This is a genomic window from uncultured Aquimarina sp., from assembly GCF_947496855.1.
GTDB lineage: Bacteria > Bacteroidota > Bacteroidia > Flavobacteriales > Flavobacteriaceae > Aquimarina.
Genome location: NZ_CANMED010000001.1, coordinates 642,417 through 658,763 on the forward strand (window position 1 = coordinate 642,417; position 16,347 = coordinate 658,763).

13 protein-coding genes are annotated in these 16,347 nt (G+C 31.4%); 6 read left to right on the top strand and 7 right to left on the bottom strand.

What is annotated here, in order from left to right; genetic code table 11:
* Positions 1-218: 218 nt before the first annotated feature.
* Entirely contained in the window at positions 219-2,207 is a 1,989-nt protein-coding gene (locus Q0921_RS02795; RefSeq protein ID WP_299252961.1) for a serine hydrolase, read from the bottom strand.
* 63 nt (positions 2,208-2,270) lie between these two features.
* Positions 2,271-3,515, bottom strand: coding sequence for a serine hydrolase (locus tag Q0921_RS02800; protein WP_299252964.1), 1,245 nt, complete (start codon positions 3,513-3,515; stop codon positions 2,271-2,273).
* A gap of 199 nt (positions 3,516-3,714) precedes the next feature.
* On the opposite strand from Q0921_RS02800, the gene Q0921_RS02805 reads away from it, so the two are divergent.
* Positions 3,715-4,707 carry a sensor histidine kinase gene (locus tag Q0921_RS02805; RefSeq protein ID WP_299252967.1) on the top strand — a complete coding sequence of 331 codons (993 nt, stop codon included), beginning with the start codon at positions 3,715-3,717 and terminating at the stop codon, positions 4,705-4,707.
* Between the two features lies 1 nt (position 4,708).
* Positions 4,709-5,404 (top strand): LytTR family DNA-binding domain-containing protein, encoded by a 696-nt coding sequence (locus tag Q0921_RS02810; protein ID WP_299252970.1) that lies wholly within the window; start codon positions 4,709-4,711, stop codon positions 5,402-5,404.
* Between the two features lie 474 nt (positions 5,405-5,878).
* Here Q0921_RS02810 and Q0921_RS02815 read toward each other — a convergent pair whose 3' ends face one another.
* The 4 genes from Q0921_RS02815 to Q0921_RS02830 form a co-directional block, all read right to left on the bottom strand.
* A complete protein-coding gene (locus Q0921_RS02815) occupies positions 5,879-6,088 on the bottom strand; it encodes a hypothetical protein (protein WP_299252973.1) in 210 nt (69 codons plus the stop codon).
* A gap of 290 nt (positions 6,089-6,378) precedes the next feature.
* Entirely contained in the window at positions 6,379-6,792 is a 414-nt protein-coding gene (locus Q0921_RS02820; protein ID WP_299252976.1) for a nuclear transport factor 2 family protein, read from the bottom strand.
* 116 nt (positions 6,793-6,908) lie between these two features.
* On the bottom strand, positions 6,909-7,967 hold the full coding sequence (locus Q0921_RS02825; RefSeq protein WP_299252979.1) for a helix-turn-helix domain-containing protein: 1,059 nt from the start codon (positions 7,965-7,967) through the stop codon (positions 6,909-6,911).
* A gap of 159 nt (positions 7,968-8,126) precedes the next feature.
* A complete protein-coding gene (locus tag Q0921_RS02830; protein ID WP_299252982.1) occupies positions 8,127-10,319 on the bottom strand; it encodes a T9SS type A sorting domain-containing protein in 2,193 nt (730 codons plus the stop codon).
* Between the two features lie 418 nt (positions 10,320-10,737).
* Between Q0921_RS02830 and Q0921_RS02835 the strand changes: the two genes are divergently transcribed.
* From Q0921_RS02835 to Q0921_RS02850, 4 genes are all read left to right on the top strand, one after another.
* On the top strand, positions 10,738-11,349 hold the full coding sequence (locus tag Q0921_RS02835; RefSeq protein WP_299252985.1) for a DEAD/DEAH box helicase: 612 nt from the start codon (positions 10,738-10,740) through the stop codon (positions 11,347-11,349).
* Between the two features lie 36 nt (positions 11,350-11,385).
* On the top strand, positions 11,386-12,030 hold the full coding sequence (thiE, locus tag Q0921_RS02840) for a thiamine phosphate synthase (protein ID WP_299252988.1): 645 nt from the start codon (positions 11,386-11,388) through the stop codon (positions 12,028-12,030).
* Positions 12,031-12,115: 85 nt separating this feature from the next.
* The gene (locus Q0921_RS02845; RefSeq protein WP_299252991.1) at positions 12,116-12,712 is read left to right on the top strand and encodes a Crp/Fnr family transcriptional regulator; all 597 of its coding nucleotides are present in this window, start codon (positions 12,116-12,118) and stop codon (positions 12,710-12,712) included.
* A gap of 74 nt (positions 12,713-12,786) precedes the next feature.
* A complete protein-coding gene (locus Q0921_RS02850; protein ID WP_299252994.1) occupies positions 12,787-14,166 on the top strand; it encodes a 2OG-Fe(II) oxygenase in 1,380 nt (459 codons plus the stop codon).
* 20 nt (positions 14,167-14,186) lie between these two features.
* Here the strand turns inward: Q0921_RS02850 and Q0921_RS02855 are convergent, their stop codons facing one another.
* The gene (locus tag Q0921_RS02855; RefSeq protein WP_299252997.1) at positions 14,187-16,346 is read right to left on the bottom strand and encodes a DUF5916 domain-containing protein; all 2,160 of its coding nucleotides are present in this window, start codon (positions 16,344-16,346) and stop codon (positions 14,187-14,189) included.
* Between the last annotated feature and the right edge of the window lies 1 nt (position 16,347).

Genomic DNA, 16,347 nt, shown 5'->3' on the forward strand with positions numbered 1-16,347 from the left:
TTTTTCGGTTCTATTTTACATAGATGCAGATATAGTGCCTTTAGGTCTATATCGTCAGACAAATCGACTTTAGGAGATTCACGAAATCCACTATATCAAATATAAACCAGTGAGTAATTATGTAACAGCCGTTTTACGACCTGAATTTGATTTGTATTCGTAAGCTATAATGCCCCAGCCACATCATCCCGCAGCTTTTTAAAATTGATTTTTTGGAGTTATTGTTTAACAAATGCAGGTATAATGATTTCAGAAATTTGAGTCATTATTTGATCTTCTCCATCATGGCCAGAAATTACGATTGTTAGATCAAGTTCTTCTACCACTATTATACGTTGTCCTCCGCCTCCCCAAGCAAATGTGGTATCATAACTTTTATGACCTACTTTTACGAGTGTTTGATACCAAAAATAACCGTAACGATAGTCTTTAGGCATCCAATCCTGAGTAGGTTTTACTATTCCACTGGTGGCTTTGGCAAGATATTCTGCAGAAATAAGCTGCTCGCCATTTAATTTACCTTTACTGAGAACCAAATTACCCAATTTGATCATATCACGAGACATAATACTTACACGCCACCCTGCTTCTGGCAAACCACTAATATGAGTTGACCATTTATAATTGATTATACCGAGTTTGTCAAGTAGCTCAGTTTTAATAAAATCCTCAGCCGAACCAGGTACGACTGCGTCAATAACGGTCATCACTAACATTGGATTAAAATTACCATACAAATAGGTCTGAGACTCTGAGGTTATAGCCTCACTTTGCTCAAGCAGCGTCTGAACAAGCCCTTGGCCTTTTAATCGCACTGAATCATTCTCTATTTCTTTCCATTCATCGCTATCTATAGTCAATCCTCCATGCATGGTTAATGCCATATGAAGTGTGATTTTTTCGGCTCCTTTGGTTATTTTTTCAGGATCAATATCTTTTAGAAAATTAATTAATGGTTTGTTTAGATCTTCTATGGATAGATACCCCATTTGAATAGCTCTTCCTAAAACCAAACTAGTATACGCTTTTACGGCTGATGCTTGTCCATGAGGCAAGTTGATCCGCCCTTTTTTATAATAGGATTCAAAAACTAATTTATTTTTGTGAGAAATGAGTACCGCATCATAGTTTCCATGTTTACCATCAAAAATCTCTTGAGAAAGTTTAAGGATAGAATTTCGATCAGTATTATTCACAGATAATGTATCAACAGCTATTCCATCTTTTCTGTCCTCTGGACGTGTATTAATAAATGGATTATTGAGTTGTGGAATATCCCAGAATGATACTTCATAGTTATCACTTGAAACGTGATTCATCAAGGATGATAACCAAGCGACACTGCGAACTGCTGTCGCAGGGAATGCAGTTCCATGATTACCATCAATGACTTCTTTTAATACGGACAACCCACCATCTCTTCTGTCTTTTAATAATTTAACAAACTCCTCGATAGGTTGGACCATCTCTTCTTCTAATGAGCCATATGAAATGAAAACATTAGCATTAAGACTCGAATTTCTATTTGACGCATCAAAAGGGCCAAATTTCGTATTAAGTTCAGATAAATAGGCAACTTCATTTTTGATCGATGGACTGCCCAAAATATAATTAGTAAAGGTATCGGGTTGAGACAGTAGAATATAAGCTCCAAATTCTCCACTCATTGAATAACCGAAATACGTACGACTGTTTGGGTCTGTTCGATAGGTTTTATCAACATATTTAATGACATCATTACGAATAAAATCTAAATGTTTATTGGCTTGTCCAAATTGATATTTTGTTTGAATATCAGGCTTATTTGATTTCCTAAAACTGTAATCTCGATACCGACTAACATGGGTTCCTACTTCTTTTTTTAGGGCTGAGTTTATATCTAATTGCCAGGAAATTCCGACTAGAATAACATCTTCTAGCATGTATTCTGTGGCCCCAGATAGCATTTCGAGATGCCACATAGCATCTGTATAATAAAGAACAGGATAGGTTTTATTATTATTCTCAGAATAATCTTCGGGTAACTCTATATACAATTCATAATTTCTTTCTGTCTGAGTATCTTTTATGGGTACTACCTGAATTTGTGGTACTACTAAAGAAGCCCCTTTCACTATTTGAGAATTTCCATTTGCATTATTTTTTTGCGCAAAAATTGCTTGTATCGAAATGACGCATAATAATATTAATAACTTCGTTGTATTCATGTTTCTTCTTTTAATAATTTACTAAAGCTCGAATAGTTGATGCACTATCTTTTATATTTTATTTTATTCAAGGTCAAACAGTCCAGATTTGGAAAGCTGTCGCGAAATGACATCCAGTTGATTCCTTTGGCGATCAGTATTTGATGTTCCGTAAAATGCAATGACCAAATCTTTAGAAGGAGATACGTAAAGACCTTGTCCTCCATGTGCACCTTTATAAAAATCGCCATCATCGTATACTGCACCCCATTGATAACTGCTGTATATTATTTCATCGGAATGCCGTGACTTCATTTTGAGATTCGGATTTACATCTCGGATTTTAGATAAGTGTGCATCAGAAATTATTGGATTTGCGCTCTTTCTACCACTAGGCGTAAAAGCAAGACCAAACCTAGCAAGATCTCTCAGCGTTGTCGACATACCATCGGCATATGAAATAGAAGTCCCATTAGTATTGATTCCTAAAAGAGCACTAGATTCTGCTCCTATCTTTTTCCATATTTGCTGTTCTACAAAATCGTGAAAAGTAAGACCACTAATTTTTTCGACTAATAAGGTTAATACCATAGCATCGGCATTGCTAAATTGATACTCCGTGCCAGAAGGTTTGGTTGATTTTGCGGTAGCTAAATCTTTAATTGGATCAAAACTTACCTCATAGGTCTCCAATGGGACACGATCAATTCCGGAGCTCATAGAAAGAATATCGATTACTGGAACTCCTTCCCAGCCTGAACCTTTAAGGGCATCAAAGTAGTAATCAATAGGTTGGTTAGTATCGATTAAGTTGCTATCCTCTAAAATTGCTATTGAAGTACTCACAAAAACTTGAGTTATTAACATATTTATATGTAGATCAGTTGGAAACATTCTCGGATAACCTTCAAAAACGATTTTGCCTTTATGAATTATAATTAACCCATTTACTTCTACTTGCTGTACATAGTCATTTAATGATAGTCCTCCTCCTTTTTTTAAATCTTTTGATGTATTAAAATTTTTTACATCATCTCTTGGTGTTTCTGTAAGAATTTTTGGAGTATCTGACCTAAGTATCCGCGAGTGTTCTTTTATTTCGGAGAAGTTTAAATAATAATATCGTTCCAGATCGCCATATTCTGTCCAATTACCTCCTTCATAAATGCGTTTATGGAATCCATAAATTTCTTCTTTCGTAAATCCGGAATAATTATATGTTTCATATTTTGGACGGATAGTGCTTAAGGTATCAGCTTCTTTTTTTGACTCGTTTTTACAAGCAAGAAAAAGAAGAATTAAGAATAGTAGTCCTGTTATGTTTTTCATGGTTTTTGCAATTTAGAAGTCTAATACTTTTATCTAATAATTGGTTAAATTATAGAATAAACCATGTTGAATATCTTAAATAGTATAAACACAACAATTAAATGATAAAACCATTTCGTCATTGATAAAAAGCTTTTGTAAAGAAATTATAGAGGTTTGCATTTATAGATAGTATCTTTATTAGCTATTAAATGAGTTTATGATTAAAAAGTCTTTACAGCGTACAATACTCCTTAACATAGGAGCTTTTGTATTAGTGCTCATCCTCGAACTATTAAGTGGATGGATGATCATAGATCGATATGATTCGCCTTTTTCTTTTTTTTTATGGGCACTTAAATATGCTATTAATATTATGGCAGCTATTTGGATAAATCATTTTGTTCTTATTCCTTACTTTTTCGATAAGAAAAGATATTTTATATACGTACTCTTAGTTATTGGGAGTATATTTCTTATTGCCTATATAGAAGCTTTTGATAACAACAGCTGGCCTGGTGTTACTAAAACTTTTTTATTTCATTTTTATACCACAGGTACTGGTATGGCTGCTTTTTTTTTAAGAAGAAATATGATCATCCAAAGAGAAAATGTTGAGAAAAAAAAATTACAAAAAGAGATGGAACTTACCTATTTAAAGGAGCAGGTGAATCCGCATTTTTTATTTAACTCATTGAATAGTATTTACTCCCTTTCGAGGCAGCAATCTCCCGAAACTCCTGAAGTTGTTATGCAGCTTTCAGAATTAATGCGATATCAATTGGAGAGTTCAAAAAAAGAAGCGGTTCTTTTAAAAGAAGAGCTTGAGTTTATAGAAAACTACCTGTTGCTTGAAGAAAAAAGACTCAGTAAACGGTGCACTGTTGAATTTTTAATTGAGGGGGATCTTTCAAGATTAAAAATTTCACCAATGTTATTAATTCCTTTTGTTGAAAATGCAATTAAACATGGAGCACAAAGCACTAATGAACAGAGTAAAATTGATATTTCTGCCACTATAAAAAACACTACGCTACATTTTGGTGTAGTTAATTCAAAGCCTTCGATGATTACTGCATCAAATAGAAGCGGATTAGGTCTTGAAAATGTAAGAAGACGTTTAGGTCTATTATATCCTAATGCGCACACATTAGATATTACTGATAAAGGAAACCAATATCATGTAAACTTAACTGTTGATTTAACCGTATAATATGATAAAAATTGGTATTGTCGATGATGAATTATTAGCACGTAAAGTGTTAGAAGAGTACTGCTCCAAAATTGAGAACTTTGATATTGTAGTTAGTACTGGAAATCCACTTGAATTTATCAACTTCATTCAACAAAATGACGTTGATCTCATTTTTCTTGATATAAAAATGCCAGAACTTAATGGGATGGAAATTTTGCGTTCTATGTTAAAACCACCTAAAGTGATTTTGACTACGGCTTATTCTGAGTATGCATTAGAAAGCTATAATTATGGTGTTGTAGATTATTTATTGAAACCCATAAAGCTTGAACGCTTTTTAAAAGCCATAAATAAAGTTTCAGCTTCAAAAATAACAGCCCCTAAAAAAACCAGTGCAAGTGAAGAACTTCAAATAAAACATGATGGCATGCCTGTTAATGTTTCATTTAAATCAATTCTGTATATTCAGAGTTTTGGAAATTATTTAAAAATCTTTACGGATTCAAGAATGTATCTTATTTCTGAAACACTAATAAATATTACTACTTTATTATCTAAAAATTTCCAACGCACACATAAATCATACATTGCCAATTTGAATAGAGTTTCAAAAGCAAGTAAAACTCACGTATTAATTGAAGATAAAAAAGTACCCGTAAGCGCTACGTATAAGGTTATTGTATTTGAAAAATTGGGAGTTTTAGCGAAATTATGAACTGACTTGTCCCATAAAAAGTGTTCTATTCACATTGCATAAGAAACTTTTGAAATTCAAATTTTTTAAAGAAACTGTAGAAAGGCTTTCGCTTTTAGCCAAAGATTAAAATTCGTTAAAAAGATCAAAACAATTACATTTTGTTGATACTTATAAATCGCATATATAGCAACTTATATTTATGAAAGATCATTTTGATCTAATTGATAGAAGAAACTCTTACCTCTGTATCCCTCAAAGTTTATCGGTTGATTGTAACCGCATAGTGCACATTCAACAAAAGAACCATCATTTATATTAAAAATCACACATTTACTACAATTTACACATGTCAGAACCCTATCCTTATTTCCCATTTTTTTAGAATTAAATTATACAGATTTTAAATATTAGTTAAAAAATAACTTACTATTGTTCCCCTACTCTGCTATATATGATCACTTTAGCTTTATAACTAAAAAGAAATATCCATTATTATTTCATTATGGTTGTGATGAACCAAATAATAAAAACAATTAGAAATGCTTTAAACATCAAACTAAAAAAACTGTTAGATTTTCTCTTACTTTTTTGATAGGTATAACTTTTAGATTTAATTTGTTTATTATATTTTTCCTGCTTAAACCTCCCATTTTCTGCCTCTAAATCGGCTGCTTTATCACCCCATTGTTCGTTTCTTTTCATATTCTTATGACTTTTTAGTTATTTTTAAAAATGTACTGTAAATTGTCTATTACCTTTATGGGGCCTTACCAACTTTTATATTTTCAAGACTTTGGGGGATTTTAGGATAACGATTGAAGCATTTAAATATAAGAAAGACTTTTTTAACCAAAAACAGGTGTAAACACCTGTTTTTAAGTTATTAACGATAATTTTCTATTAGAGTTATTTTACTGGAATCCGGATCCATAAACAATATAAATTGAAATACATTACAATTCTACATATCAAAAATCTAAAAGTGGATTCACTTAATAACTAATATGAGTATATGATTTATGGATAATTTTCCATGTTCCCTTTACCTTTAATAGCATCATATAATCTGTATAAAGTCGCTTTCTGGTTGGGACATCAATTTCTACTTTGGCCATGGCAGCATTATTGACCACATCAATAGAAACGATCTTGCCTACTCTATCTTGCTTTTGCCCTTCTTTAAAATAACCAATATATTTTTTACCAGAAGTAATACTCAGCATATCGTTAGAAATGGAATACAAATTCAGATCTTCATGAAAGGCATTTTTTATTCGTTCTGGTTCGCCATTAGCTGTTCCTTCTATGTAATCCAAAAGGGTGGCAGTAATTTGATCTTCGTCTGATTGTGCAAGTGTTATTTCAAAACTAATTAAACATAAGAATACTACAAATAAATTTTTCATTGTTCATTTTTTTATAAGATTGATTTCGAATGCGAATCTATGCGAAACCTTGAAAAACAACATATAAAAAAAGCTTCTTGTCCTTCGGATTTATAATTCCGAAGAAAAAACCACGGTTAGTCCCAGGATTTCTTAAACTGTGATGGTGTCATTCCTTCTTGTTTTTTAAAAGCAGTATAAAAAGTAGAATTTGATTTAAAACCACATTCATTTCCGATAGCTTCTAACGTTAGTAACGTATTGGTTTGAATCAATTTTGTAGCTGTTTTTACACGATGCGTATTTATATAATGTGAAAAACTTAATCCCAAATTATCGTTTAGATATTGAGAGAGTTCATGAGATTTTATATGAAGCTGATTAGCAACATCCAATAACTTTAAGTTGGGATTGCGATGTATTTCTTCCTCTATAAATAAGGTATCTAACTTATCTGCAATCGAAATAGCTTTTTCTTGATCAATCTTTCTATTTGCATATTTTACCGTTGGTGTAAGAAATGTCAGTGTACTTTTTCTTCGTTTTATAATCCAGATAACTAAAGTGATATAAAACGTAAACGAAAATGATAAAGCACCAACAATATATGAGGTATACGTAGTAGTATTATACGCTAACCAAATAATAAAACCACCTGTGACAATATTAATAATCCAGAAATCTTGTGTAGTCATCTTTTTTGTTGTACTCCAGAGTGTCTTAAACGTATTCCTGGCCTGATACATAGCAGCTATTGTATATAGTGTCCATTGGGTAAATAAGAGCATTCCAAAAATTCTAGGAGGACTGCGCCACCACAAATGTCTATATTCTCTATAGGGATATTCGATACTAATAACAGTCATAAATAGCAATACTGGAATAATATGAAACAACCAATTCCATTTATGAACTTTATGAGGGTTTATTGCAATTTTGGTATACAAATATAAAAATGGACCTATTAGAAAACAGGCTGTTAGTCCTATACTTACAAACGCAGAAGATGTACCTGGATAAAACGTTAAGAAAACAGATTTGGTAACGCGTACACTAATTACAAATAACAAAGCTGCTAGAAAATGAGTGGCTCTGCTCCTATTCTTAATTAAAAAACTAAAATATAGACTCAAAAAAAGCCCATTAAAAGCTCCTAAAGCACTAAAAAAGAACAACAAGTTTTTACTGAATTCCAAATGATCGTAGTTAGTTTAACAAATATAAGAAATGTTACTTCCGATTTTCAGTATTCTTTATAGTCTAAAACTTTTAGAGAACTAGTAAAAAGAAAAGATGCCCCAGTAAAAATACTGAAGCATCTTTTGTATGCCCTTAATCTATAATTGTTTTGTTTATTATCTAACAATTAATTTTTTAGCAATTTCATCCTCTCCTTCGGATTTAATTTTCACAACATAAATCCCTGAACTAAGTCCTAAGTTATTAGCAGAGAAATTGTTTACACCAGATTGTAATCTAGCTTCATATTTTTTCTGACCTAATAGTGTGTAAATACTTATCATAGTCTCTACGGTACTTTCTGAGTTAAGGTTTAAAGAAAATAGATCGCGAGTAGGATTAGGAGTCATTTTAATCGCACCAATACCTTCACCTTCTGTACCCAAAATTGGTGTTACATTTGTGAAATCATTAGCTCTTTCTGCTATTAGAGATCCTCCACAAGAACCTTCATATATTTTCACATTCGAAAAAATTGAATTATTTCCTGAACCACCATCATTATCATTAATAAATACTAATCTATCCATAGATCCTGTATAGAAACTTCCAACAGGAATTACATAGGTAGTAGTACCAGATGAGTAGTTATCAAAGTTAGTTACACCATAATTCTGAGTACCATGTACTTTAAAATAACGTGATGATGTTAACGAATTGTCATTTTCAAAACCTACAGCATGAATCTCTCCCTGTGATGTACTACTAAAATCAAACTCGATCACTGTATTAGCCGTAACATTATAATTAAGACCAATGAATTTCCAGGTATTGTTAGATAATGATAATGCATCTCCTCCACTTTCTATAGAGAAATTACCTGCATTGTCCTGATTAGAAAAGGAAGTAATTGTAAAATCATTAAAATCAATGCTATTACATGTTGGTCCTGGGTCTACAGTACCATTCTGGATAGATACAGCATCAATAGCGATATCACTTTGCCATCCACTACCACCAGAACCAGTTACTACATTAAATCGTAGCTGAACACTTGAGTCACCCGCATAATCTGATAAATCTATACTTATACCATTCCAGATATTTCCTTGATCTCCAGATCTATTAAATACAGATAACCAGTTTCCCGTATTGTCTGTTCGTGCTTCCACTGTTAAACTATTAATAGCGCTACCAAACATATGATACTGAAAGTTAAGCGTTGGAGTATTTACACTACTAAAATCTAAACAAGGGGAATTAAGTATGGCTCTTTTATTAGGGAAACCAGTACCATTACCAGATGCTTCTACATAAAGATAAAAATTACCATCTGCTCCACTAGAAGGTCCTGTACTGTTAGAAGGTGTACCTCCAGAATCTCTTGTCCAGTTTATATCATCATCCGTGGATTGCGACCATTGTCCTAAACTGCTCTCGAAGCTTTCATTAAAAGGGAAAGAAGATATTGTAGTAGTACAAGTTACAGGTGGCGGTGGCGGAGTACCATCTATTGCTCCGTCTATATCAAATCGAGAAAAGAAATTCCAAACCTCTTGAGAAGTATTTACATTTCCACCGTTCCAGCTATGTCCTTTTCCTTGAACTCTAATAAATTCTGCCGTCACACCATTATCACCATTATCCCAAATAGAACGCGTGGATCCACCTCCTAATTGAATTACATCTGGTGTAGAATCACCATTATTAACAGCAGACCAGTACTCCATTACGTCCTGTATAGGTTCATTACTTCCGTTACCGTTTATAGAAATTACATTATCATTAGTACCTGTTATTTGTAATACCGCTGTTGGATGTTGGGGTTGACATTGATTATTATTAATCCAAGATCTAGTCATACTACCTGCAACAGAAGCTACTGCAGCGATTCTAGGGCTTAATTCACAGGCTAATCTATAACTAAAAAAGCCTCCGTTAGAGAACCCCGTTGCATAAATTCGCTTCTCATTGATATTATAATCATCTTGGATTTTATCAATCAAAGCATCAGAAAACCCTAGATCATCTTCATTGCCACCAAAATTATTATTGATTGCCCATCCGGCAAGAAAACCTAGACCTTGTGGTGTTGCAAATATGAATTGATTGTCTTCTGCTAATTGTCTAAAATCACTCTGATTATATTGCGTATCGATATTATTAGTAAATCCGTGATAATTTAAAATTAAAGGAGTTGGTGTACTCGCATCGTAACTTGCGGGGATATAAAGACGGTACTGTCTTGTTCTACCATCGTTTTGTAAAGTTGCATTAATAACCTGCTGTGCCTGCAAGGCGACAGTAGTCATAATTGTTATGGCCAATAGCCATAAAGTTCTTTTTGTAAAGCTTAGTTGAGTTTTCATTTTTAGGTTTTAGATTAAATGATTTGTGTTAAATAGTTTAAAAAGTATTATGCGTGAATAATAAATTAGTTGTGGCGCAAATATATTTAATTAATTATGTAAATGTTAATTTTATTCTTAAAAAATTACAATATTGATAATTTTGTTATATTTAAAATACGATAAGCGTAAATTTTTAGGATGTCTCTGGCAATTCTAAAGGATTTATCTGAGTTTAATCGATTTTTACTAAGTGCATATCTTGCTCTTTTTTTAATTTTTCTGATAACTTAGTTTCTATATTTTTTAAGTTTACTACGCTAGTACTTTAGATTACAAAAAGTAATTATTCATTTATTCCATTTCTAGGTAGTATCTTTGTTTCTTACCATAATAACAATTAAGAATATTACGCTAAATAATTATTTCTTTAATTCCTATGCCTTTTAAAAAATTACATTCCCATATAAAAGAGATGCTAGCGCATCGAGAAATTACAACTGCCACTCCTTTTCAGAGTAAAAGTATTCCGATAATAAAAAGTGGTGCTAATGTCTTTTGTTCAGCTTCAAAAGACAGTGGGAAAACGACTACCCTTATACTTACTACTTTGCAAAAGTTAAAATGTGAAGCGGTAGGAAATGCACCAAGGGCAATAGTTCTTGTAGAAAACACAGAAAGAGCTTTAGAGCTATATGATGTTTTTTTAGCTTATACTAAGCATAACTCGTTACGAATTTATGTAGGACATGAAAAGCTTCATATTGATTTACAGAAATCAGAAATATTCGAGGGTATCGATATTCTTATTTCTACGCCTACTTCAATGAATAAGTTATTGTTATCAAATGGCGTAAGCACTTCTCAATTAAAGATTTTTAGTGTAGACGACGCCGAATTTTTAGTTCAAAACTCAGCATATACTTCTATACTTTCCATCACTCGAGGTATTAAAAAATGTCAGTATATATTATACTCAGAAAAAATCCCTCCAAAACTAAAACGTTTTGAATCTAGTTTTATGGAATACTCTAAAACAGTAGCTACATAAATATCTATCAGCTTTTTATAATAACACAGCTAACAAATGATTATACCTAAATTACATTATATATCGCAGGGAAATACTCCAAAAGAGCATGTAGAGAACATCCAAAAAGCGTGTACTTCTGGTGCAGAGTTAGTGCAATTACGTTTAAAAAATATTTCAGAAAAAAAACTTTTAAAATTTGCTAATGAAGCGAGAGAAATTACTGCTCATTTTCAGACAAGATTAATTATTAATGATCATTATAAAATAGCAAAAGAAGTTAAAGCAGATGGTGTGCATTTAGGGAAAACCGATTCCTGCCCCACTATTGCTAGAACACATTTATACACTTGGCAAGTTATTGGAGGAACAGCAAATACATTACAAGATTGCGAAATATTAATTAGTAAAGAAATTGATTATATTGGTTTAGGGCCTTTTAGATTTACAACCACCAAAGATAATTTAAGTCCAGTTTTGGGTATAAGTGGTTATGCTTCAATCGTAGAAGCCTTAAAAACCAAAACACCAATTATAGGTATCGGTGGCATCACTACAGAAGACGTCATTGACATATTAAAAACTGGTATTTCTGGAATAGCTGTATCTGGAGAAATTACACATAATTTTAATACTATTAAGACATTTAACCAATTACTAAACGCATCTTCTGCAGAAGAACAACGATATACTTTTAAATAAGTTATGGATGATACTACTTTATATAAATTGATTTGAACATAATAGTTTTTAGTTTTATTGTTAACGTGTATGTTGTTTTTTAAAAATGAATGAACTTAAAGAATATCAAAAATTAATTACTTTCATTTCTAAGTGGGTTGATCTTTCAGAAACAGATATAGAACGACTCCAATCTAAATTATCTATCGTGAGCTATGATAAGAACGATACTATAATTAGGGAAGGACAGGTTTGTAAATATTTAAAATTTGTTGTTTCAGGAGTTTATAGAGTCTATCAATTAAAAGATGGAAAAGAAATTACAAGTTATTTCAATTATGAATCCAGAAACCCACTAGTTGCTTCCTTTGTAAGCCTTTTGAAAGATAAACCAAGTACTGAAATTATTGAATGTATTGTGCCAGGTAAATTGATTTCAATCTTATATACTGATTGGACATCATTATATAATATAAGTGAATCTTTTAATACTTTTGGCAGATTAATAGCTGAGTTCAATTATGTGTTAGCTATAGAAAGAATAGAATCATTACAGTATCAAAGTGCTTCTGAGAGATATGATATTTTTAATAAACTCTATCCTAATCTACTTAACTTAATTCCGCATCATTATATAGCATCATATCTAGGTGTTACCCCAGAATCGTTAAGTAGAATCCGAAAATTACCTCTTAAAAAGTAAATCTTACCATACATCAATGCTTATAATTTATATTTCTAAGAACTTTGTTTCATGGAAATCCCTAAATTCTCATTATGTATATCAGTACAACCATAAATGATTTACTTGTTTTAGAAATTGATCATTTTCTAACTAAAAAAGAAGTGCAAAAAGTATTAGAACCAAGAATTGAAAATTTTGAAGCTGCGATTGGTCATTATCCAGCCTATTATAGAAACAATGATCGCCTCGTAGAAGATAATGGCTTATTATCTTCAAAACTATTTAGTAAGTTAAAAAAAGTAAAAGCTCTTAAAAAAGAAATAAAAGATAAAATTGTTGGTATAAATGAACGAATTAGATTCTGTAAATATCAAAAAGGTCAATTATTTTCGAAACATCAAGATGGAATTTACTATCCAAATGCTATTTCAGAATCTAGATTTACATTTCTATTATATCTTAATGGAAATGAATCTTTTGATGGGGGAAATACCGAATTTTATAGCTCTAAAAAGGATGAAAACCCTATAAAAACAATTATTCCAAAGAAAGGTAAATTAGTCATTTTTGATCACAAGTTATGGCATAAAGGAACTTTAGTTACCAACGGAAATAAGTATATCCTTAGAACCGATGTCATAATTAAAAGAATAAGCGATAACACGCATCACGATGGGTATATTTGGAACTTATTAGAGTTAAATCAAGAAAATATTTTAAGCTGTGGAAGGGATACTAAGATAAAATTATGGAACACTGATCTTGAATTAAAAAACAGCATTAGTGTTAATTCTAAATCGGTACTTAAAATGGTTCGTTTTAATGAATCTGAGTTTATTTCTTGTTCAAGAGATTTCACAGTGAAAAGATGGAATTTATCAGGTGAGGTTTTATCTGCTATAACTTTTGATGAGATGATTCTAAATATAAGAGTAAATAAAAACAAAGAGGTTTTTGCAGTTGGAACTAGCGGTAAATTGTATAAGTTAAACTTCGATTTACGTATTTTAAAAACAATAAAAATTCATAACGGTTGGATATGGGATCTATCTATTATAAATGATGAAACCATTATTACATGTAGTGAAGATTGTACAGTACATATAACAAATATACAGTTGGGAATTACTGAATGCTTGTATACTAACGATCATTCATTATTTTGCTTAAGTGAATTGAAGAAAAATATCATTTATATAGGATCAAAGGATGGAAAACTGCTTCGATTTTCTATTGACACTGGACACGTACATAAAATAAAAGTCCATAATGATATTATTCGATCAATTGTTTTTTATAAAGAAAGCATCATAACCTGTGGAGAGGATAATATGGTACTATCCATTGATCAGGAATCTTATGAAATTAAAGAAATATTTAAATCAAACAATTTTATGCAAGATATAATTGTATTAAAAGATAAAATCTATGGAGCCGGATATGATGGAATTATTACTAAGATAGCAATCTAATAAGATATCTTTTTGTTTTTTCAGAAATCTAATCTATAATTAATTTTTAAAGCTATTCCCCAGTTTTCAGACTCTATTCGTTCATTATAATTATTAGTAACCACTAGATATGCATATGATAAAGGTTTGTACTCCCATTGTAACCTACTATTAATATTGAAGTTATCGCCTTGGGTATTAAATTGTACATACGTAGTCCAATTTATCCTATTACTAAAAAATATTTGTCCAGTAAAACGTGCTAAATGAAATGTTTCTTTACCAAGTGCTGGTAAATCAATGGAGTTTACGTCATAAGATAATTCTACATTGGCAAAAGGTAATAATTGATAATTAAGATAAGCGCCACCTACGGTTCGTTTCCCATTATAATAAGTTCCTCTTTGTAGATTAAAACGATATCTAAATGTTTGATTATTAGCTGAGTTGTACCCTACTTTTAAAACCCCAAAGCGATAAATATCAGGTGCTAATGAGTTTCCGTTTCCTAATGGATCAAAACCATATTTTAGATCTATATAGTCATAGTTAATTACAAAATACAAGGCAGATAAATTTTTAAAGAAAACAGCCGAATTAAAGAAATTTTGAGATTGCGTTAATCTACCGCTTTCATCAAAGTAATTATTAAGACCATAATTTACAAAACGAATGGAATTTATGATGCTCGATGTTTGATAAAAAGCTTCGTATTCTATCCCGGATGATGTTTGAATATACCCTTCTCTTATTTGTACATCATTAATAGCATCATAATTAAATAATCTTGGAGTAAACCCAACATCTGTGATATAGTTTTCTTCTACCCTTTTTATAGAAGTATTCCAGTTCAACCCTCGCTTGTTATAAGATATACCCGCATTATAAAAACTAGTGTTTCTAGAAATTCCATCGTTAAAACTTATACCATAATTGGCTTCACTAATCCATTTATTATTCGAAGAGGTGTATCGTACATTTAAACCTGCTACTCTATTGTAATCATCAATAAATTCTAATTTATCAGTTTCCTGTCTATTAATAAAGTACCCTGTTGTTGTAATGTTTTTTGTTACTTGTTGCTCTGTAACCAATACTCCATAATTTTGGGAAGCTATATCTTCCTCCTTACTCGTTTGCACATTTAAAAAACCTATTCTGGTTTTTGGAGCTATATTTCCTGAGAGTTTTATTCCAAACTGAATACCACTATTTGCTCCTATCCTCCTCGAGTAAAAAGGATTAACGCCAAAAACGCCTAAATTAGAAAACAAATCACTATTCTCTAAAAAGAAGTTCCTGCGTTCAGGAAAAAAAATAGAGAACCGAGATAAATTTGTGACTTGTTGATCCACATCAATTTGAGAAAAATCTGGATTTATCGTTAAGTCCAATTTTAAAGAAGATGTAACATTATATTGTACATCCAGGCTTGGTGTAAATGTCTTTGTTTCTTCATCTACGACACTATCATTTTGATAATTCGTAGTAATTGAAGGAGTTACGGTGAACTTAGAAGGTGTTTTATTAGGTAGATTTTCCACCTTAAATTTTTCAGTAAATCGTAAATCAAAATTTGTAAAGTTCCGTTTTACATTTTTAAAAATAGTCCAAGAATTATTTTTAATATCACGAACATAAAACTGAACCCCAAAAACAGCGTTATTAGTATTATAATTTAATGCTTTTAATGGTATGGCCATTTCATATTGTTTTTTTGTATCGTTTAATAATGCCTTAGATTTCCATATGGTATTCCAGTTAAAATCCATGGTATATCCTTCACTGTCTCTGCCTATTAATCCATCAGTTTGATTACCTAAAGAATTTAATCCAAAAAAAGAAGCATTCTGTTCTTGGTTTTGGGTGTCTAAAACTAGGACAAAACCATCACTCAGACCAATTGGCACATCCCTTTTTAAGGTACTTACTTGTGTCCTTTCTGTAGTATCATTATAAATAGCACTTACGAATAAATAAACACCATTATGGAATAGCTTTACAGAAGTTTGATTTTCTGCAAGACCTTCATCTGTAGGTAAATAATTATAGAAATTAGTGTATTCAGGTACTAACCGCCAAACATCTTCATCTATTTTCCCATCAACTTCGATGGTTTTATCTATAAACTTAATGGCTGAATCTTGTGCAAAGAAAGATGATGACATTACTGCTATTAACAGTGTAATGTAATATTTCATC

Excerpts from the sequence above, each read along its gene's own strand:
- Q0921_RS02845 (WP_299252991.1), top strand. The coding sequence starts at position 12,116 with ATGAATGAACTTAAAGAATATCAAAAATTAATTACTTTCATTTCTAAG.
- Q0921_RS02810 (WP_299252970.1), top strand. The coding sequence starts at position 4,709 with ATGATAAAAATTGGTATTGTCGATGATGAATTATTAGCACGTAAAGTG.
- Q0921_RS02800 (WP_299252964.1), bottom strand. The coding sequence starts at position 3,515 with ATGAAAAACATAACAGGACTACTATTCTTAATTCTTCTTTTTCTTGCT.
- Q0921_RS02815 (WP_299252973.1), bottom strand. The coding sequence starts at position 6,088 with ATGAAAAGAAACGAACAATGGGGTGATAAAGCAGCCGATTTAGAGGCA.
- Q0921_RS02795 (WP_299252961.1), bottom strand. The coding sequence starts at position 2,207 with ATGAATACAACGAAGTTATTAATATTATTATGCGTCATTTCGATACAA.
- Q0921_RS02830 (WP_299252982.1), bottom strand. The coding sequence starts at position 10,319 with ATGAAAACTCAACTAAGCTTTACAAAAAGAACTTTATGGCTATTGGCC.
- Q0921_RS02805 (WP_299252967.1), top strand. The coding sequence starts at position 3,715 with ATGATTAAAAAGTCTTTACAGCGTACAATACTCCTTAACATAGGAGCT.
- Q0921_RS02850 (WP_299252994.1), top strand. The coding sequence starts at position 12,787 with ATGTATATCAGTACAACCATAAATGATTTACTTGTTTTAGAAATTGAT.
- thiE (WP_299252988.1), top strand. The coding sequence starts at position 11,386 with ATGATTATACCTAAATTACATTATATATCGCAGGGAAATACTCCAAAA.
- Q0921_RS02855 (WP_299252997.1), bottom strand. The coding sequence starts at position 16,346 with ATGAAATATTACATTACACTGTTAATAGCAGTAATGTCATCATCTTTC.
- Q0921_RS02820 (WP_299252976.1), bottom strand. The coding sequence starts at position 6,792 with ATGAAAAATTTATTTGTAGTATTCTTATGTTTAATTAGTTTTGAAATA.
- Q0921_RS02835 (WP_299252985.1), top strand. The coding sequence starts at position 10,738 with ATGCCTTTTAAAAAATTACATTCCCATATAAAAGAGATGCTAGCGCAT.